The following is an 18,105-nucleotide window of genomic DNA, read 5'->3' as shown; positions in this document are numbered from 1 at the left end:
TTGGCTGACAACATGGCCCGCTGCTCTTCCAACTCACCCATGTCAGACCAACGAATCACCGGGCGGAAAGCCACGGGTTAAAGATCTGCACGCCCCTACCGCCCGGAACTCAATGCCGTTGCTTGAACTCGTCAAGCAGTTCGTGGTGACGCCGGAGGAGCGCGGTCGTTGGGCCCGGCATGCATCCTTGGGTGGGGTTGTCCGATCATGTGCGACTGGGGGTGGTGACCCGGTGGGTGACTGCGGAACTGGTCGCCGAGGTGCTGGAGAAGTGCCGGGTCCGGGACAAGAAGCCCGGCGCGCTGCCGGCCGGGTTCATGGTCTACTTCACGCTTGCCCTGGCGCTGTTCCAGCAGGACTCCTATGACGATGTGGCGGAGCAACTGGTGGGCAGTATTTCGGGAGTTGAGCGGGAGCATCCCGAACAAGTCCTCGTTCACGCGGGCGCGCAGGCGTCTGGGACCGCTGGTCCTGGAGGCTGTCTTCCGCGAGCTGGCCGACCCGTTGGCCCCGGTCGGCCTGGAGGGCTCCTTCTACCGCGGGATGCGGCTGGCCGCGGTGGACGGGTTCGTGCTGGACGCGCCGGACACACCGGCCAACCGGGCCGCGTTCGGTGGGCCGGTCAAGAACGGCCAGCCGGCGGGGTTCCCTCAAGTGCGGGTGGTGACACTGACCGAGTGTGGCACGCACGCGCAGATCGACGCGGCGGTGGGCGGATTCAGCGGCGGTGAGCGGGAGTTGGCGATCACTCTGGCGACCTCGGCGAGCAAGATGCTCGTCATCATGGACCGGGGCTTCCCCGGGGTCGAGTTGTGGAAGGCCTATCTCGGATTCGGGGCCCATCTGCTGATCCGGGCTCGCTCGCCGGTGGCGCACCGGCCGGTTGAGTATCTGCCCGACGGGACCTACCTGGGGAGGATGAACCTGGGCGGGCAGAAGGGCGCGCATCCTGGCGGGGTTCTGGTCCGGGTGATCGAGTACCGCGTCGACGGCGGCGAGGTGGTCAGGCTGTTGACTGATCTGTTGGACCCGGTTGCGTATCCGGCGGCGGAGTTGGCAGGGCTTTACCATGCGAGGTGGGAGGCGGAGTCGGCGTTCCGGCAGATCAAGACGTTCCAGCGCGGGCCGGTCGAGGTCCTGCGCTCGGGAGACCCGGATCTGGTGCGGCAGGAGGTCTGGGCGCACCTGGTCGTGCACCACTGCCTCACGCGGGTCATCATGTGTCTGGCCGACGACAACGGCATCAACCCGGACCGGGTCTCGTTCGTCAAGGTCCTCAAGCACACGCGGCGCAGCGTGGTCCGGCAGTGCGCGGACACGCCCAAGAAGATCAAGAAGTTCCTGGTCGTGCTGGCGGCGAAGGTGCGCCGGAAGCTCGACAACGGCGCCAGGCGCCTGCGCGAGGCGGACCGGCACCTCAAACGGCCGGACTCGAAGTACTCCTCGAAGCTCTCCTACCGGATCAACACCCGTGATCGGCAACCGACACGGCGGATCACAGCCAAGGCCATCACGCTGCACACCGCGATAGTCCAGTAGTCAAGCAACGGCATTGGCCCGGAACTTCGAAGTGGAACAAGATCGAACACCGAATGTTCTGCCACATCACTGCAAACTGGCGGGGGCGGCCGCTGACCAGCTACCAGGTCGTCATCGAGACCATCGCCGCCACAACCACCAGGACCGGGCTGACCATCGGGGCCGAACTCGACACAGGCAGCTACGACCTGGGGATCAGCGTCACTCCCGCCGACTTCCACGCCCTGCCGATCACACCAAACGCCTTCCACGGCGACTGGAACTACACACTGGCTCCCATCCCACCTCGAACGCCAGAGGCGCCGGCAAGCGCTCGCCGCATCGACCCGGACCTGACCATGATGCTCACCGATCCGGCCCTGACCGGCATGTCACGGAGCGCCTTCGAGCATTTGGTGGCGGTCTCGGAACCCTACTGGGACGCCATGGCCGAGGCGGCATTCCAGCGACGCTTTCACCGCCCGCGAAGCTACCTCCACCCGCAAACCAGCAGCGTGGACCACCTCCACCGGCTCCTGGCAGCCATCCTGCGCCGCCGCAGAGCGGTGACCACTACGTTCCTGGCCCAGTTGCTGGGTGTCACTCGCACCAACTTGTCAAACCAGTTCCAGGACGGAAACCGGCTCCTGGACCTGCACCAGGTCGTCGTCTCACCTTTACCCGGATCGGCAGCCCGCACGTTGGAACAGTTACACACCCGGGGGACTCCCACCGAACCCCGTCGCTGACAGTTATTTAATTGCAGGCCCCGGCGGTCCCCGAATACTGCTGCTGGACCCCGGCGGAGACGGTGCCCTTCTTGAGGAAGCCGGTGTCGTCCACGATCAGGACACCGTCCGGCTGCCCGAGCTGGTCGGCTACGTAGTCCCGCAGATCGTCGCCGATCTCGTCCGGGTCCCACTGGCACCACGACAGCAGTCGCTGCAGCTGTTCTTCCGGCCCACCGGGCCCAGCAGGCCACGCACGTAGTCCCGCATCCGCCGCCGCGGCTCGACGCGGCCGAACCGCTCGCCCACCCGCAGCAGCAACGACTCCAACTCGGCATCCCACGAACCGACTTCGGTATCGCTCTCCATATTCACAACCGGTTCAACGCGCCCCGATCGAGTGAGTCACGAACCACCACCAACCTGATCCAGCGTCAGCCAACTAGACTCCGAAACGGCCCCGCGACCAGGACATATGGAGAAGCACAACTGGAGTATTAGGCGCGCGGGCATTTTGGATTCAACCGGATGCGGTCTGCGGGGCCGCGGATTCCGATGGTCTGGGGCCGGGATTTCGGTGAGCGCTGCCAGTCGGCTCTCCACGGGCCCTCCAGGTGGGCGGCGTAGGCGTCACCGCGTATGCCTCCTGGGTGTGGGGCTGCTCCGGCCCGAGCCTGCGCAGGGCCTCCTGGTTTTGAGCGTGGTGGCGAGATGGACGGCGAGAGCGGTCTTACCAGCCGCCACCGCCTCACCGATCCTGAGAGGGTTCCGGCAACCTCCTCGGATACGGGATCGAGGCCAGGCGTGGAAGGAGTGTCCGTGGCCGCACGCGGCCGCAAGGAGGACGAGCGGCTGCGCGTCTGGGGTGGAGCCCTGGGCGGCGCCACGGCCGGTCGTCCCTGCGGGCTTCGAGGGTGAGGTCAGGACTCCGGCTGGGGGGCCGACGCCGCCACCCGGTCGGTGGTGATCCTCAAGGTGGTGGTGTCCTGGTCCAGCGGCGTCGCGTCGAGGGCACCGCCGCCCACGTCTGGGCGCGGGTCTGGTGGCCTGCGCACGGGTTGGCCGGCCTCGGCTCCCCCGACGGGTTCTGCCGGGTGCATGGTCTCGGGCTCTTCGAGGAGTTCGCTCGAGCGGTTGGGCCTGACGCGAAGGTGCAGAGTCCATCTGCGCTGCTCGTCGAGGACCGTCGCCTCGACCGCCAGGTTCCGGACTTGTGCGTACCGGTGCAGCTCGTCCGGGACCGCAGTCGGCGCGGGCGTGCTCGTCGGACGGCAGGCGTTCGCCATTGACCGCTGCTGTGCCGTCGGGGGCGATGAGTACGTGGAACCGTCAGGAGAGTCCCTGCGGTGGACGGGTGCGCCGGTGCAGGTCGCTGTGCCACCGTAGTCGTGCGAGCATGGCAAGGTCTCACTGTCCGCTGGTGTTGGTCGAGCCGGAGGGCGAGGGGGACGGCTTGGGCACGATTCCCTCGTACGTGGCGAACTGGGCCCGGATGCCCAGTACATAAGCTTGTGACCGGTTGGTCATCGGGACGCCCTGCGCCGCCTGCACGGCGTCGATGCCCACGTCGTATGCTGCGAGAGTGATGCTCAGCTGGTCCTGTGGGGGCTGCCCGGAGGTGGCGAACGGCCTTACCTGCTGGGCCAATGAGCACAGGTATCTACCCTGCGCGAGGATGGCGTCGGCCGGGTCGAGTGCGGAAGCCTTGCCGTCGTCGTTTTCGTCCTTTCCGAAGCGTGCGAAGATCTCCGGCGATAGCTGGGAGATGCCCTGTTCACCGTCGGGGCCCACCAGGTTGGCGTCGAACCCGGACTCCCGGTCGATCTGCGCGGCGATCACGACGGGACCGATTTCCGGGCACAACGTGCCGGCTTCCTGAATCGGATCCACAAGGTCCGCGGGCACCGCGGTCGGGTCGAGTGTCCCTTTGCCGTCGCCCTGGAACACGCTGGCCACGTTGTTCGGGTCCACATCCGGGCCTTCGCCCCCCTTGAAGAGCATGATGATCGCGATCAGCGGAGCCAGCAGGACGCCGAAGCCCCCCACGATGATGATCACGATGGTCGCGACGAGCAGGACGACAGGGGAGGCGAGGCAGCCCAGGCCGCCTGCCGCCGCCGCAGCTCTGGCAGCGGCGCTCGTAGCTGTGGCAGCGCCTGCTCGGCGCCCGGGGCGTGCCCTGTTGCTCATGATGAACCTTCTTTGCCAAAGACCGGTGAACGGGACGGCCGCCTGCCGTGAACGGGACGGTGCGGCCTGCCGCTGTCGGCCGCTGCAGCGCGGAGCTCTCGCACGCCCAAACGGGCGCGGCTGGGTTCGGGTTCAACGCCATCAATTGACAGAAGTCGTGAACCAGCTGCCCATGTGTGTCCGTTGTGGCTGCTGAAGGGCGAGTCGGGCCGGGGAGGCGGACGAAGCGACGTTCCATCTCTCTCCTGCGCTCTGTAGGCGATGCAGCCCACCGGCGGGCGGCGGAGGACCCGTTGCCGCTGTTGGACAAACCATCCGGGGTTCCCGTGTGCTTCGGCGCGGCTGAGGGAGCGGAGATCCCACCGGTCTAGGAGGAGGCGTTACCGATGGGCGTTCCCGCCACAGAATCCGCAGCGCAGATCTGGGTGCGCGGGCCCGTCGCAGTGCGTCCCGAATCCGGGCCAGTGCAAGCCTCTTCTCCACGTATGGCCACGCACGCTGATGGGGGGACTACGGGCGGGGGCATCGGCTGGGTCTGCGCGCACGGCGGGGCCGGGGCGACGACGCTGTCGAGGGCATTGGGTGGTGTGGACATTGGGACTCGCTGGCCAGACGTCACCCGGGGCGAACCCGGCCGGTTCCTCTTCGTGGCCAGGACTCATGCCGCGGGTCTGCAGGCCGCGTCCCGCGTGTTGGAGGCTGTGCGTACGGGCCGGCATCCGGCGGGCATCGAGCCGATGGCTCTCGTCCTGGTCGCGGACGCGCCCGGTCGCCTCCCTCTGGGACTGGCACAACGCGTCCGTGTGGTCGGCTCGGCGGTCCGTTCGTTCCGGGTTCCCTGGGTCCCTTCCTGGCGCATGGGCCGGCCGGTGGAGAAGACCCCCAAGGAGATCACCGAAATCGCCGCTTTCATCCAAACATGGATGCCCGTCTCGGAGAGAAGCTCATGGTGACCAACGGATCGATGGCACGCATGCTCGCAGGCACCTTCAACCCGGGCGCCGATGCCGACCGCCTGCTGGGGATTCTCGCCTGGTGTGCGTCTGCGGCAGGTGTGGGCGGCGTCATCGTCACCGGCAGCTTGATGGCCCTGCAGTTGCACCGCGGAGAACCGGGCGAGGGGGCGTCCCACATGCGCAAATTGATCACCGTGCTCAGCGCATGCGTCCTGGCCGCGACCGCGGGGCCGATCATCCGATTCCTCGGCCCGCTCACGATTTGACCCCAGCCGCCGAAATATCCCTTTACATCACCCAGGAGTCTGTCATGCTCACCGAGGCTGCGTCGCTTCTTGCCGCCGTCCCCAACCCGGCTCGCAAAGCCCCTCCCGAACTCGCGCAGAAGGTCGATCTCGTGCTCGGCATCGCCGCATGGGCGGGTACCGCGGCGGGCGTCGCCGGAGTGCTGGTGACGGGCGCGATGATGGCCATCTCGGTGAAGCGGGGTGAGAGCTCGGAACACATGGGCCGCCTGGGCATGGTGCTCGGCGGTTGCGTCCTTGTCTCGACCGCCGGACCTTTGGTCCAGTTCGTCTTCGCCTGAGTCGGGCGGGCTCTGGAATGCGGACACCATACGACGACAACGGCGAGGCAGACACGCCGTTCCTGAAACAGCGAAGCCGGCTCCTGGCGGCCGGGTTTCTCGCCGCTGCCCTTCTCCTGTCCCTGATTTCGCTGGTCACGGCCGACGACAGTGACGGAAGCGATGCGCAACCCGCCGCCCCCGGGATGCTGTCGACGCAGTCGGCAAGCGCGCACGGACGGCCCGGAACGTGCCGCACAGACGACACCGACACATCCGTGCCCACGTCGCCACCGCGCGATGTGCGATGGCGAACGATCGGCGGCGCCCAGGTGCCGACCTCGCCGTCGGCGGGGCCGACCCTCTCCGAGGGGCCGGTGCTGTGGTGCTTCGCCCGTACCCCCATGGGGGCGGTGATGGCCGCTCATGTCATCCCCGCGCAGATGAGCGGGACCAATTGGCGCACGATCGTCGAGGAGCAGGTCGTGGCCGGCTTTGGCAGAGACATGTTCACCTCGCAGCGTGCGTCGATCCCGCAGACCAGCGTGAAGGAGCGTGAGACAGGCAGTTATGCGGGGTTCTCTCTCGCGGACTACAGCCGTGACAAGGCGACAGTGGTCCTGCTCGTCAAGACCGGGCAGGGCGGCCTCAACACGACATCGCTCTCGGTGCGGTGGAGTGGCGGCGACTGGAAGATCGAGCCGGAAACCGGTGGCGGGCTGCACTCGACAGTGTCCCCCGTGAGCCGCGCCGACGGATTCGTCCGGTGGGAGGTCTGACATGGCATGCCCCACCGGAAATCCGGTCACGGATCTCGTCGTTGGATTCTTCGGCTTCCTGGGCGATCCGGTCGGCACCATCATCAAGGGAATTGCCAATTCCGTGCTCCAGGCCGCTATCTCGGTCTTCGGCGATCTGGCCACGCACATCCCCACCCTGGTGGCGGGTGGTGCAGCCCGGGACATCAGTGCTCAGACTCAGTGGATTGTCGTCTACACAGCCGTGGGATCCCTTCTCTTCGCCGCCGCCCGAATGGCTTTGGAACGCCGAGGCGAACCCGGCAAAAAGGCACTCACAGGCCTGCTGCGGGTGGTCCTGGTGGCCGGTGGTGCGACCGCCGTGATGACGACGCTCGCCAGTCTGTCGGACCGCTACGCGGACCATCTCTTCCAGGCAGGCGCGGAACGGCAGCTCACCAACATCGGGTGCACCGACGACGGAAGGGTCAATGGATTCCTGCTGCTGATCCTGGCGTTCTTGCTGCTCATCGCCGCGATCCTGCAGGTGATCCTGCTGTACATCCGCCTGGGCGTGATGATCATCCTGCTGGGCACCCTGCCAGTCGCCGCCGCCGCATCCATGACGGACTGGGGCAGTACCTGGTGGCGCAAGCACATCGGCTGGATGTTCGCCTGGCTGATGTACAAACCTGCTGCAGGACTCGTCATGTTCGCCGGGACAGCCATGATCGACAGCGGTCCGCAGAGCGGCATCCACGAGAAGATCGCCGGTATGGGCGTCCTGCTCCTGTCCGCGCTGGCTTTGCCGGCGCTGCTGAAGCTCGTCGTACCCACCGGGGAGCTGGACGGAGACATCGGGCAAAGGAGTACGGAGGTGGCTACCGGCGCCGCCAGGAGCATGATGGCTACCGGTGCGAAGAAGACCGCAGGAGGCATGATGAAGTCCGGTCCCGGCGCAGGCGGTCGATCCGGCCCGTCGGGAGCCTCCGGTACGCCCGGCAGCGCCGGGGGAGCGGGCAGCGCCGGGGGAGCGGGGCGGGCCGGCCAGCCGGCAGCCGGCGGGGCTTCGACCGGGCAGGGCGGCAACGTGCCCGGCGGCGCCGGCGGCGCCATGGGTGCCCGGTCGGCCGCAGCGGCCGGTCCCGCGGGCATGGCCATCGGGGCGGCCGCGAACACTGCCAAGGCAGCCGGGAAGAACGCCGGCAGTGCGGCCGGCGGCGCCAACGGTGACCAACGCTGACGGCAGGCCGCGCCACCACGGTGGCCGGGCACCGCCTCCGCCCGGTCATCAGGGCAGCACAGGCCGTGCAAGGGCATCGGCCCCCGCGGCGTGGAGGAAGCGGTGAGTGCGCCCACCGCGGCCACCGGGAAGCAGCCGTGGCGGGAGACCTGCCCTGCACCGAACGCCTTTACCGCCCCTGCAGGCGACGCCACACCAGGTCGCTGCCCGCGACGAAGGGAACCGGTGACCGACCGGTGTGTCCGCTCCCGCCCGCTCAGCACCTGCAATTCCAGCACCTGCACACGCACAGCTCCTCGGGAAGGAATCTCCATGTCCACGGAAGTGGCAGCGCGCCCCACCTACGGGAACTGGCGCCGGCCCAGACGTCCCGGGCTCGGCCCGTTCGGTCTGATCGGCACCTTCGGCGTGTTCGGCGGGCTCGTGCTGACCTTGCTGGCCTCGCTGGTCTCCCTGCTGGCCGCGCTGGTCGTGCTCGTCCCTCTCACCCTCGTCCTCGCACCCCTCACCATGCGTACGCAGGACGGGCGTAACCTCTACCAGCTGCTCGCCCTGCGCATCGGCTGGTTCCGCCGCAAGGCGAAGGGGGCCCATACCTACGTCTCGGGCCCGCTGTCCCAGCGCCCCGGCGGGCGGTTCCGCCCCCCGGGGCTGCTCAGCCGGGTCACAGTGAGCGAAGGGCGCGACGCGTACGACCGGCCCTTCGGCGTACTGCATCACCGCGGCCGCAACCTCTACACCATCGTGCTCGGCTGCGAGCCGGATGGCGGCTCTCTCGTCGACCCCGACCAAGTGGACGTGTGGGTGGCCTCCTGGGGTGAATGGCTGGCCCGGCTGTCGCACGAGCCGGAGCTGCGCGGTGCCTCCGTCGTCGTAGAGACGGCCCCCGACCCGGGCACCCGGCTGGCCAGCGAGGTGCTGCCGCGCATCAAGCAGGACGCGCCGCCCGCGGCGCGGGCTGTCATGGAAGAGGTGGTCCAGAGCTATCCGTCGGCCTCCTCCGAGATGCACACCTACATCACCCTCACCTACGGGATACCCCAAGGGCAAAAGCGCGACCAGGCCGAGGTGATCACAGACCTGGCCATCCGGATCCCGGGCCTGCTCGCGGGACTGGTCGGTGCCGGCGGTGGCTCGGCCGCACCGCTGTCGGCGGAGCGCATCGCCGAGGTCGTGCGGGTCGCCTACGATCCCGCCGTTTCGGCGGAGGTCCTCGAGGTCCGTGCCCAGTACGGCGGCACGGGCCTCGTGTGGGACGACGCCGGTCCGGCCGCATGCGTGGAGACGGTCAACGCCTACCATCACGACTCCGGCGTCTCGCGCACGTGGATGCTGACCCTGGCCCCGCGCGGCACCGTCCGCTCCAATGTGTTGCACGGACTCCTGGAGGCCGCGCCGGGCACACGGCGCAAGCGGGTCGCCCTGCTGTATCGACCGATCGACCCGGCGACTTCGGCCCGGATCGTCGAAGCCGACCGTCGCGCCGCGCAGTTCATGGCCACCTCGGGCCGCGGCATGGTCCAGGCGCGTGCGGCCTCGGAGGTGCAGGCGGCCGAGCAGACGGCGGCGGAGGAGGCCGCAGGTGCCGGTCTGGTGGAGTTCTCGCTGATGCTCACGGTGACCGTCGACTCGGCCGACCAGCTCTCCGACGCAAATGTGACTGTACGCAACCTCCAGGCAGCCGCCCGCATTACCCTGCGCCCGGCCGACCGGATGCAGGCCGCGGCCTTCTCCTGCACGCTTCCCGTCGGCGTCCTGCCGTGGCAGCACACTCTCATTCCCCACGAGCTGCAGGAGGCACTGTGAACGGCAAGGCAGCCCCCTCGGCTTCGCCGAGCCAGTCCCGGACCAAGAGCAGCCGAGGTGCTTCCGCTCCTCGGCCCGCGCTCGCCGGCCCAGGCGGCTGGCTCGGACCGGGCGGCGGGCAGGTAGGCAATATGGACCCGCCGACCATGTGGCGGGCCACCACCGTGCAGGCGTGCGGGCTGTGGCCGTTCACGGCGGGCTCCGCCGCCCCCATGACCGGGGTGCCGCTCGGCCAGCACCTGCAGACCGGCGCCACCGTGTGCGGGGATCCGATTTCCTGGTTCACCCGCGCCCGCTACATCTCCAACCCGTCGCTGTTCATGCTCGGCATGCCCGGCCTGGGCAAGTCCACCCTCGTCAACCGGATGCTCATCGGGCTGTCCGCGACCGGCGTCGTACCGCTGGTGCTCGGCGACCTCAAGCCCGACTACGCCGACACCGTAAGAGCATTGGGAGGGCAGGTGATCTCCATCGGGCGTGGCGTCGGCGGCATCAACATCCTCGACCCCGGCGCAATGGGTGCCGCCGCGGCAAGGCTCGGCGGCGAGGCCGGAAAAGCCCTGGAGGCCGAGACCCACGGCCGCGTCCTCAACATGGTCGCCGCGCTCATCACGGTCGTACGCTCCCGCCCGATGGACGACCACGAGCAATCGGTGCTCTCCGCCGCCCTGCACCACCTGCGGGAGAGGACACCAACGGGCCAGGCACCGCTGCTGCCCGATCTGCTGGCGGTGCTGCGTGAAGGGCCGGACCGAGTCCGCTCCGTGACCCTGGACCGGGGCGACGTATCCCGATACCACGACGCCGTCGACCCGCTGCACCGCTCCCTGCTCGGCATCCTGGACGGCCCGCTCGGCAACACCTTCGCCTCCGCGACCTCCACCCGCATCAACCCCAACGCCCCCGCGGTGTGCATCGACATCTCCCGCATCGGTGAGGGGGACACCCAACTGACGGCGGCAGCCATGCTGGCGGCCTGGTCCGACGGCCTGGGCACGGTGGCCGCCTCCCACGCCCTGGCCGATGCCGGACTCGCCCCGCGCCGCTGGTTCTTCGCCGTGCTCGACGAGCTGTGGCGGCCGCTGCGCGCCGCCTCCGGCATCGTTGACCGCATCGACGCCCTCACCCGGCTCAACCGCTCCCTCGGCCTGGGCGACGCCAAGATCACCCACACCCTGAAGGACGCGGAAGCCCTGGGCAGCGAGTCCGACCGGGCCAAAGCACGAGGATTCGTCGAGCGTGCGGGCATGGTCGTCTGCGCTGGGCTGCCCCGCGCCGAGATGGAGGACCTCGGCCGGGTCGTCGGGCTCTCGGAACGCGAGGTCGAACTGGTCTCCTCCTGGTCGTCGCCCCCCGGCTGGGCGATGAGCGGAGGCCACGAGGAGCCCCCCGGTCGCGGCCGGTTCCTGATCAAGGTGGGTGGTCGGCCCGGCATCCCCATCAAGGTCGCGATCACCGACACCGAACGCGAACTGCACGACACCAATAGCCGCTGGACGGCCAACCAGCCGCAGATCCAAGCCGTAGACACGAGCTGGGAAACACAAGTTTGACATCCTCCCGGCCGTGAAAGGCCGTGAATTCCTACAGCCCGCGCCGCGGCACTACCTGCTTCATCACCGACTGCCCGCCCGGAGTGTTCCGTTGAGGTCTTGTACTGGCTCCACAAGCCGATGCCGCCAGCCCGGCGGCCAAGAGGCTCCGTGCCGTGCTCACGTCGCGGTCGTGGGTGATGCCGCCCTCGCACGCCCAGGTCCGCACGTGCAGCCGCATCGCGTCCCGCGGCCCTTCGCAGTCCGAGCACGGCCTGGAGGAGGGAAACCAGCGGTCGGCCGCGAAAACTTCGCCGCCGTACCACTGAGCCTGGCACCGCAGCACGCTGCGGAACTCGAGCCACGCCGCCTCCGGGCCGGAGCGAGCGAGCCTGCCGTCGGCCGTGTCGGTGGCAGGCAGCGCCCCCGAGGCCGGGTCCTTGACCAGCAGGGACACGCATCAGCGGCCTGCCGCGTCCCGCATGGTCACCGTGGACGACTGCGCGCCCGGCGGGAGCGGAGGGGCCCACACGATGTCCAGCGGATCGGTCATCTCAGCCAGTGTCAGCCTGCGGTCACCCAAGCAGTGAGCGCAGCGCAACAGTGCGGCCACCTGCGCATCACTAGGGATGCAGCGGTACTTGAACGCTCGCTTTACGCACGTCGCCTTCGTGGCGCACCCACTACTACACCACTTCGTCACCACCTGCGGTCGGTTGGGAGCGAACATCGGTCCGTCCCGGCGGCGAGCCAGCCGGCTTTGGCCCACTCCGCAGCGGTCCCGTACCTCCCCGCCCTGGAGGGCGGGGTTACCTCGGAGGAGACCCGATGAAAACCACCTCCGCAGCCAGGGGGAGGATGCAGGGCTCCGAACTGGCGCCGTGGGCAATCGTCGCCGTGGCAACGGTGTCCCTCGTCGTGTTCGGCGGCGTCTGGCTCGGCGGGACCCTGGGTGCCGCGGTGACCGGAGCAGGCTGGGACCCGCCGCCCTTCGCCCTTTCGACCTTCGTCGAGCTGACTGCCCACGGCCCCGCCCGCCTGTGGCCGGGCGCCGCGCCTGCAGGCGTGTTCGCCGGCATCGTCGCCGTGTTCGCCTCGGGCGCCGCACCGATGATCCTTGTGCTGCGCAAAGTATTGAAGGCGAGTTCACAGCCCAAGGGACTGGCGAACGCGCGCGAGCTGGCGGCCCTGACACCCCAGGGCATCGCCGGACGCGCCCGCGACCTGCGCCCCTCGCTCAAGGGCAAGAAAGAACTGCATCCCGACGACACCGGCAATCTCCTCGGCAACCTGGAACCCGACGGCCCCGAACTGCGTTCCTCCTTCGAGGACGTCGAACTCCATCTGATGGCTCCCCGCGCGGGCAAGTCCACGGGCATCGCGATCCCCCGAGTCCTCAGGGCCCGCGGTTCGGTGCTCCTGACGTCCAACAAGTCCGATGTCTTCGCGGTCACCAGGGCCGAGCGCGCCAAAGCCGGCAAGGTATGGACGTTCGATCCGCAAGGCATCGCCCATGCATCGCGCGAGATGTGGTGGGACATGCTCGCCGAATGCATGACCGTCGAGGGTGCGCGCCGTCTGGCCGGCCATTTCGTCGCATCGGTCAACGACGACGCGTCGAAGAAGGACTTCTGGATTTCGGCCGCTCAGAACACGCTGACGGCCCTCTTCCTCGCTGCCGCACGCGGCAAGGCATCGGTGTTCGACCTCCTTGCCTGGCTGGCCGATCCGGCCGACCGGACCCCGATCGACCTGCTGCGCGACGCAGGCATGACAGCCCTCGCCGAGCAACTGCAGGGCACCATCCGCGGCGCCGAGCAGACCCGCGATGGCATCTACGAGACCGCACGCCAGTGTGTCTCGTGCCTGCTCGACCCCGACATCGTCGCCTGGGTGATGCCCAACCCGGACCTACCGGAGTTCCGGCCGCACGAGCATGTCCTCGGCGACGACACCCTGTACCTGCTGTCCAAAGACGGCGGTGGCTCGGCAGCCGGCGTCATCGCCGGTCTTGCGGATGCGACCATGCGTGCAGGCGTGGTCGCGGCCGAGCGTATGGGCGGCCGCCTCGACCCGCCCATGACCGCGGTCCTGGACGAGGCCGCCAACGTCTGCCGCATCTCCGATCTGCCCGACCTCTACAGCCACTTGGGATCCCGCGGCATCAACGTCGTGACCCTGCTGCAGAGTTACCGGCAGGGCAGCCGAGTGTGGGGAGAAGCCGGCATGGACGCGCTCTGGAGTGCCGCGACCATCAAGCTGCTCGGTGCCGGGCTCGACGACGCCGACTTCGTGGAGAAAATCTCCAAGCTCGTCGGCCAGAGGGACGTCAGCACGGTGAGCGTCTCCAGAGGCAAGGAAGGCACCTCCCGTTCCGTCTCCTACCGCCTGGATCCGATCCTTCCGCCCGACCGCATCCGCGCCCTTCCCAAGGGCACCGCTCTGTTGCTGGCCACCGGAATCAGGCCGGCCCTGATCCGCCTCCGCCCTTGGTACAAGGAGGCCGACGCGGCGGCCATCTCGGCGGCGGCGGCCAAGGAGGCCGAGGCCATCACCCTCCGTGCCGCACAGAAATGGACCACACATGCTGTCGAACAACGATGAGCTGTATGCCGCACCGAACACGCCGCCGGTCACCGGTGGGGACCTGCAAACGGGCGTGCTGCCGGGTGGGACGGGAACCACGGCGCCCGAAGCAGAAGAAGTGCACGGGGCACCAGCAACACCGGATGAGCATCCGCGGCCTTCGGCGGATGGGGAATTTCCCATGAGGTCGGGGCATCCCGAGAGCGCGGAAGCGGACGAGGCAAGCCCCGAGCACGGGGCCGGTACCCAGTCCCCGCCGTCGGCGTCCGGCGGCGACGAGCAGCCCCCCCAAGACACCGAATCCCCCTTCATCCTCTACAAGATGGAGGAGGATTTCACGACGGCGCTGTTCGATCTGATGCGCTGGGTCAATCATCTGTTGCTGCCGGTCTACGGCCGGGAGACCACCTCCAACGCTCCCTGGTGCCCACGCTGGTGGGAACACATGGAGGCCGTCGCCCAGCTCTACGGCCTCTGGATGGCCTGGCAGGAGCTGACCGGGTCCAAGGCACCGCTGACCGGGCCGGCATCATGGCACCGCGACTACCTCCAGCCGGTGATGACCTCCCTGCGTGACCCTTCCGGCCCGTTTGCCGGGTGCAAGCCGGGCGGTCACCGGCCAAAGGAACCGCCGCGCGTCGAGAACGGGATGGAGTGACAGCGACGGCGACCCGTTGGGCTCCCGAAGGGCATTGCTTGACATCCCGGCCCTGAACGGCCGGGGATTCAGTGCCACATCTGTTAGCACGTTCGCTGCCCGGCCCGACCTCCGGTGTCCCACGCGCATCAATGGGTAGGCCTCGGCTCGGTCTCCGGCCGAATCGCGGGTCGGCCGACCCGCCTTACTCACATCTCGACCATGAAAGCGATGGAGATGCCTCCGCTTCACCTGCCAGGCACGCTGCGCGGAAAGCCAGCCCCTGAGGCCGGCATGGAGGGTACGGCTGCTCGCATTGCGGAAATCGACGCCCTGCGTGGCTTCGCACTGCTCGGTATCTGCTTGGTCAACGCCCAAGTCATCGCGGGCGTGTACGGCTTGCCCACAGGTCCCGTCGCCGTCGGCGACCACGTTGCCGCATGGCTCGTCACGGCCCTGTGCACGATGAAGTTCTATCTGCTCTACTCCTTTCTCTTCGGATACAGCTTCACCCTGCAGATGCGTGCTGCCGACAGGGATGGAGTGCCCTTCGCCCGGCGCCACGGGCGACGGCTTCTTGGACTGTTCCTTATAGGCGCCGCACACGCGGTGCTGCTGTATCCCGGCGACATCTTGACCACCTACGCTGCGCTGGGGCTGGTCTTGATGGCCGTACGACGCCTGCGGGCGCGAACCGCGCTGCGTGTCGCCTGTCTGATCATCGCCTTCTTGACGGCGGTCTTCCTGGTGATCGGCGTGCTGACGTTGGTCGTGACGGAGCCGGGCTCGGGTGCTGCTACTGATCTTGCCGCAAGGGATGCCGCAGCGTATCGGGGCGGGCCGCTTGACATCATCCGTGCCAACGTCGGTCTTTATCGAGAGATGGCCGGCGGAGCCATTCTCTACGCGGGGCATCTCTTCGCCGCCTTCCTGGTGGGCTTCGCAGCCGGAAAACACCGAGTTCTCGAGGAACCGGCCCGATACACCGTGTGGGCGAAGCGCATACTGGGACTCGGCGCGCTGATCGGGCTTCCTGGAAGCATGTTCATGGCGATGTGTGAGAACGGCCCGCTGGACGACCGCTTCGCTTATGTGGGGAGGGCCTTCGGTATCCTGACAGCTCCTGCACTGACCGCTGCATACGGCTGTGGCCTCCTGCTGCTGATGGGGCGTGCACGGTTCGGCAGGCGGCTGCGGGACGTGCTGGCCCCGGCGGGACGTATGGCGCTGACGAACTATCTGCTTCAGTCCCTGGTCCTCGCGTTGATCTTCACCGGATACGGGTTCGCACTGTACGGACGCGTCGGCCCTGGCGCGCTGGCACTGGGTTGCCTAGTTCTCTACGGAACACAGCTCCTGGTCGCCAGACACGCCATGGCACACGCCCGGTACGGCCCCGCAGAGTTGCTCCTGCGGCGTATCACCCGGGGGTTTTCCCTGGGGCGCTGAGCGTGCCACTGGGACACGGTCAGGCAGCGCCCTGTCGCATCCGCGCCGGTCCCAGCCCGTTTGGGGCCGAGCTTGCCCATCAAATGATCCATCCCTGGGCGGCGGCACCCATGAGTTCGTCAACTGGCCTGTCACCGGCTTTCGGTGGTCGGGCCTGCTGCTTCAGGAGGTCGAGTTGGTGGCGGTCGCCGTCGACGAGCGCGACCCAGGTCCTGCGGCGGTGCGGGTCGCGAGCCCCGCCCTGGTCGATGGCATCGGCGATCACACACTCGGGTGGGTGGATGAGGGAAGCGGTCAGCCACTTGTGTTCGTCCTTCGGCCCGGGTCGTGTCCCGCTTCGTGGTGTAAGCGACCTTGCTCGACGCGTTCCGGTAAGCCGCGCGTCTGCCACCTGATGGGCAACGGTTCCCGCGTTGAGATCGGCTGACCTGCCGTCAGTGCCATTGTCGGCCCCGAATCGCGTCAATGCGGCGATGACCTGCGCATTCCGAGTACTTGATTGGCTACACCACGTGGCGGCAACACCGTTGCGTTAGACCGGCGGGCGGGTCGTCAAGGGGGCGAACATCAGGACGGGACCTCGGGTAAGTCCCTTGGTGTCGAGCCAGGGCGAGCAACCCGGAGGTCCCGTTGTTACCGAAGTCTGCCAGCGTCTCGTCGATACGGACAGGCCCGGACGTATACGCACCCGGCCATGTCGGTGAGCTGACCCAGATCATCGATCCCGTCCTCGTGGATGCGGTCATCGAGGAAGCCGCCGCGAGGGAACAACGGCTGCGTCTGCTCCCGGCGCGGGTCGTGGTGTACTTCGTCCTTGCCCTGGCCTTCTTCGAACGGTCCTCCTATCAGGGCGTCTGGGGCAAGCTCACCGTGGGTCTGGGCGATACCGTCGTGGCTCATCCGTGCGCGTCGTCTCTGTCGCGGGCCCGCCGCCGACTGGGCGTCGCACCCTTGCGTGCCCTGTTCACCGTTCTGGCCGGGCCGGTGGCCACCCCTGCCCAGACCTGCGCCTTCTACCGCGGGCGGCGCGTGGTCGCCATCGACGGCACCACGCTGAACGCCCCCGACGAGCCCGCTGTGACCTGGCGCTATCCCAAGCACATCGGTCCTGTGCGCGAGTTCGGCTACCCGATCGTGCGCCTGGTGACCCTGGTCGAATGCGGCACCCGTGCCCTGATCGACGCGGTTTTCGGCCCGGACCGCACCGGGGAGATCTCATACGCCCACCGCCTGCTGGGCAGCCTGGACGGTTCGATGCTCCTGCTCGCCGACGCCTACTACGACGCCGTCGGCTTCCTGACCGCTGTCTCCGACACCGGCGCGGCCTTCCTGCTCCGGTCCACCCGCAAGCGCCGCCCGACCATCCGGCATCCTCTGCCGGACGGCTCCTACCGGACCTTCATCCAGTCCAACAACTACCGGGCAGGCCGTGGCTACGGGCAGCGCCTGGAGGTGAGGGTGATCGAGGCATGGGTGACCGTCACGCTCGCCGACGGGACCCGGCGCACCGAGCTGTGGCGTCTGCTCACCACGCTCCTGGACGCCGAGCGCCATCCCGCCATGGAGCTGATCGAGCTTTATCACCGGCGGTGGCAGGCGGAGACCTGCTACTTCTCGCTGAAGTCCACCATCCTCGACGGGCGCATCCTGCGGTCCCGGACGGTCCCCGGCCTCGAGCAGGAGATCTATGCCCTGCTGACCGTCTACCAGGCCTTGGTCCGGATGGCCGGCGACCTCACCACCGCACACCCCGAACTGTCTCCTCGGCAGGTGAGCTTCACGATCCTGCTGCAGGCTGCCGCCGACCAGATCGTCGCCGGGAACGGCATCACCATCACCGAGCCGGTGACGCTGGTCGGCGCTATCGGCCATGTTGTCTTGGCGAACCTGGTCCCAGAGCAACGGCGGTGGCGGGTGAAGTCACGGATGCTGAAGAGGTACAGCAAGTACCCCTTCAACCGGACACGGCACCCCCGGAAGGCCCAGAAGTACACCCTCCACACCGAAGTGATCCCAGATGGATGGGTCCCTTGACATCAGCATCTCCCGCCAAAGGCAACGGTATGACTCTGTTGGTGATCTTGTGGAGGGCTGACAGGTCGTCTGTTTAGCGCTTTCCTGGTGGTAGCGGGGCGGCTCCGGGTGGAGGAGCGGAGAT

Annotated in this window: 16 protein-coding genes and 3 pseudogenes; 14 read left to right on the top strand and 5 right to left on the bottom strand. The window is 68.1% G+C overall.

From position 1 onward, the window contains the following. Positions 1–179: 179 nt before the first annotated feature. The 3 genes and pseudogenes from ACFVWD_RS52755 to ACFVWD_RS52745 form a co-directional block, all read left to right on the top strand. Positions 180–347 (top strand): annotated as a pseudogene (locus ACFVWD_RS52755) (transposase domain-containing protein); the annotation flags it as partial. 58 nt (positions 348–405) lie between these two features. Then, a complete protein-coding gene (locus tag ACFVWD_RS52750) occupies positions 406–1,539 on the top strand; it encodes an IS4 family transposase (RefSeq protein ID WP_389605866.1) in 1,134 nt (377 codons plus the stop codon). Between the two features lie 17 nt (positions 1,540–1,556). Continuing rightward, positions 1,557–2,278, top strand: a pseudogene (locus ACFVWD_RS52745) (ISAzo13 family transposase); the annotation flags it as partial. Positions 2,279–2,286: 8 nt separating this feature from the next. Here ACFVWD_RS52745 and ACFVWD_RS52740 read toward each other — a convergent pair. The 3 genes and pseudogenes from ACFVWD_RS52740 to ACFVWD_RS52730 all read right to left on the bottom strand — a co-directional run. Beyond that, a pseudogene (locus ACFVWD_RS52740) lies at positions 2,287–2,615 on the bottom strand (transposase); the annotation flags it as partial. A gap of 551 nt (positions 2,616–3,166) precedes the next feature. Further along, the gene (locus ACFVWD_RS52735; RefSeq protein WP_389605865.1) at positions 3,167–3,532 is read right to left on the bottom strand and encodes a hypothetical protein; all 366 of its coding nucleotides are present in this window, start codon (positions 3,530–3,532) and stop codon (positions 3,167–3,169) included. 121 nt (positions 3,533–3,653) lie between these two features. Continuing rightward, entirely contained in the window at positions 3,654–4,304 is a 651-nt protein-coding gene (locus ACFVWD_RS52730) for a lytic transglycosylase domain-containing protein (protein ID WP_389605863.1), read from the bottom strand. A gap of 518 nt (positions 4,305–4,822) precedes the next feature. Here ACFVWD_RS52730 and ACFVWD_RS52725 point away from each other — a divergent pair. From ACFVWD_RS52725 to ACFVWD_RS52695, 7 genes are all read left to right on the top strand, one after another. After that, positions 4,823–5,389 (top strand): DUF6668 family protein, encoded by a 567-nt coding sequence (locus tag ACFVWD_RS52725; protein ID WP_389605862.1) that lies wholly within the window; start codon positions 4,823–4,825, stop codon positions 5,387–5,389. Next, positions 5,356–5,658 (top strand): hypothetical protein, encoded by a 303-nt coding sequence (locus ACFVWD_RS52720; RefSeq protein WP_389605861.1) that lies wholly within the window; start codon positions 5,356–5,358, stop codon positions 5,656–5,658. The genes ACFVWD_RS52725 and ACFVWD_RS52720 overlap by 34 nt, the downstream gene beginning before the upstream one ends. A gap of 44 nt (positions 5,659–5,702) precedes the next feature. After that, a complete protein-coding gene (locus ACFVWD_RS52715) occupies positions 5,703–5,978 on the top strand; it encodes a hypothetical protein (protein ID WP_389605860.1) in 276 nt (91 codons plus the stop codon). A gap of 257 nt (positions 5,979–6,235) precedes the next feature. Further along, complete coding sequence (locus tag ACFVWD_RS52710; protein WP_389605858.1) at positions 6,236–6,736, top strand: hypothetical protein; 501 nt, start codon at positions 6,236–6,238, stop codon at positions 6,734–6,736. A gap of 1 nt (position 6,737) precedes the next feature. Further along, on the top strand, positions 6,738–7,937 hold the full coding sequence (locus ACFVWD_RS52705; protein ID WP_389605856.1) for a hypothetical protein: 1,200 nt from the start codon (positions 6,738–6,740) through the stop codon (positions 7,935–7,937). 312 nt (positions 7,938–8,249) lie between these two features. Beyond that, positions 8,250–9,743 (top strand): SCO6880 family protein, encoded by a 1,494-nt coding sequence (locus tag ACFVWD_RS52700; protein ID WP_389605855.1) that lies wholly within the window; start codon positions 8,250–8,252, stop codon positions 9,741–9,743. Between the two features lie 131 nt (positions 9,744–9,874). Beyond that, on the top strand, positions 9,875–11,296 hold the full coding sequence (locus ACFVWD_RS52695) for an ATP/GTP-binding protein (RefSeq protein ID WP_389605854.1): 1,422 nt from the start codon (positions 9,875–9,877) through the stop codon (positions 11,294–11,296). Positions 11,297–11,327: 31 nt separating this feature from the next. On the opposite strand, the gene ACFVWD_RS52690 is transcribed toward ACFVWD_RS52695, so the two are convergent. Beyond that, positions 11,328–11,732 carry a zinc ribbon domain-containing protein gene (locus ACFVWD_RS52690; RefSeq protein ID WP_389605852.1) on the bottom strand — a complete coding sequence of 135 codons (405 nt, stop codon included), beginning with the start codon at positions 11,730–11,732 and terminating at the stop codon, positions 11,328–11,330. Between the two features lie 371 nt (positions 11,733–12,103). Between ACFVWD_RS52690 and ACFVWD_RS52685 the strand changes: the two genes are divergently transcribed. The 3 genes from ACFVWD_RS52685 to ACFVWD_RS52675 all read left to right on the top strand — a co-directional run bounded on the left by ACFVWD_RS52685 (position 12,104) and on the right by ACFVWD_RS52675 (position 15,947). Next, the gene (locus tag ACFVWD_RS52685) at positions 12,104–13,879 is read left to right on the top strand and encodes a type IV secretory system conjugative DNA transfer family protein (RefSeq protein WP_389605850.1); all 1,776 of its coding nucleotides are present in this window, start codon (positions 12,104–12,106) and stop codon (positions 13,877–13,879) included. Next, complete coding sequence (locus tag ACFVWD_RS52680) at positions 13,860–14,519, top strand: DUF4913 domain-containing protein (RefSeq protein ID WP_389605848.1); 660 nt, start codon at positions 13,860–13,862, stop codon at positions 14,517–14,519. Before ACFVWD_RS52685 ends, ACFVWD_RS52680 begins: the two co-directional genes overlap by 20 nt. A 201-nt stretch (positions 14,520–14,720) precedes the next feature. After that, on the top strand, positions 14,721–15,947 hold the full coding sequence (locus ACFVWD_RS52675; protein ID WP_389605846.1) for a DUF418 domain-containing protein: 1,227 nt from the start codon (positions 14,721–14,723) through the stop codon (positions 15,945–15,947). Positions 15,948–16,026: 79 nt separating this feature from the next. Here ACFVWD_RS52675 and ACFVWD_RS52670 read toward each other — a convergent pair whose 3' ends face one another. After that, complete coding sequence (locus ACFVWD_RS52670; protein ID WP_389605845.1) at positions 16,027–16,212, bottom strand: hypothetical protein; 186 nt, start codon at positions 16,210–16,212, stop codon at positions 16,027–16,029. Positions 16,213–16,577: 365 nt separating this feature from the next. On the opposite strand from ACFVWD_RS52670, the gene ACFVWD_RS52665 reads away from it, so the two are divergent. Next, complete coding sequence (locus tag ACFVWD_RS52665; RefSeq protein ID WP_389605844.1) at positions 16,578–17,981, top strand: IS4 family transposase; 1,404 nt, start codon at positions 16,578–16,580, stop codon at positions 17,979–17,981. Positions 17,982–18,105 lie beyond the last annotated feature (124 nt).

The sequence above is a fragment of the Streptomyces sp. NPDC058086 genome (assembly GCF_042885015.1).
In the GTDB taxonomy this organism is placed as follows: domain Bacteria; phylum Actinomycetota; class Actinomycetes; order Streptomycetales; family Streptomycetaceae; genus Streptomyces.
The sequence above is the reverse complement of the archived record's forward strand: the minus strand, read 5'-3'. Positions and strand labels throughout refer to the sequence as shown.

Coding starts and splice junctions, on each gene's coding strand:
- ACFVWD_RS52735 (WP_389605865.1), bottom strand. CDS start 3,532: ATGGCGAACGCCTGCCGTCCGACGAGCACGCCCGCGCCGACTGCGGTC.
- ACFVWD_RS52725 (WP_389605862.1), top strand. CDS start 4,823: ATGGGCGTTCCCGCCACAGAATCCGCAGCGCAGATCTGGGTGCGCGGG.
- ACFVWD_RS52720 (WP_389605861.1), top strand. CDS start 5,356: ATGGATGCCCGTCTCGGAGAGAAGCTCATGGTGACCAACGGATCGATG.
- ACFVWD_RS52715 (WP_389605860.1), top strand. CDS start 5,703: ATGCTCACCGAGGCTGCGTCGCTTCTTGCCGCCGTCCCCAACCCGGCT.
- ACFVWD_RS52705 (WP_389605856.1), top strand. CDS start 6,738: ATGGCATGCCCCACCGGAAATCCGGTCACGGATCTCGTCGTTGGATTC.
- ACFVWD_RS52700 (WP_389605855.1), top strand. CDS start 8,250: ATGTCCACGGAAGTGGCAGCGCGCCCCACCTACGGGAACTGGCGCCGG.
- ACFVWD_RS52695 (WP_389605854.1), top strand. CDS start 9,875: ATGGACCCGCCGACCATGTGGCGGGCCACCACCGTGCAGGCGTGCGGG.
- ACFVWD_RS52685 (WP_389605850.1), top strand. CDS start 12,104: ATGAAAACCACCTCCGCAGCCAGGGGGAGGATGCAGGGCTCCGAACTG.
- ACFVWD_RS52680 (WP_389605848.1), top strand. CDS start 13,860: ATGCTGTCGAACAACGATGAGCTGTATGCCGCACCGAACACGCCGCCG.
- ACFVWD_RS52675 (WP_389605846.1), top strand. CDS start 14,721: ATGAAAGCGATGGAGATGCCTCCGCTTCACCTGCCAGGCACGCTGCGC.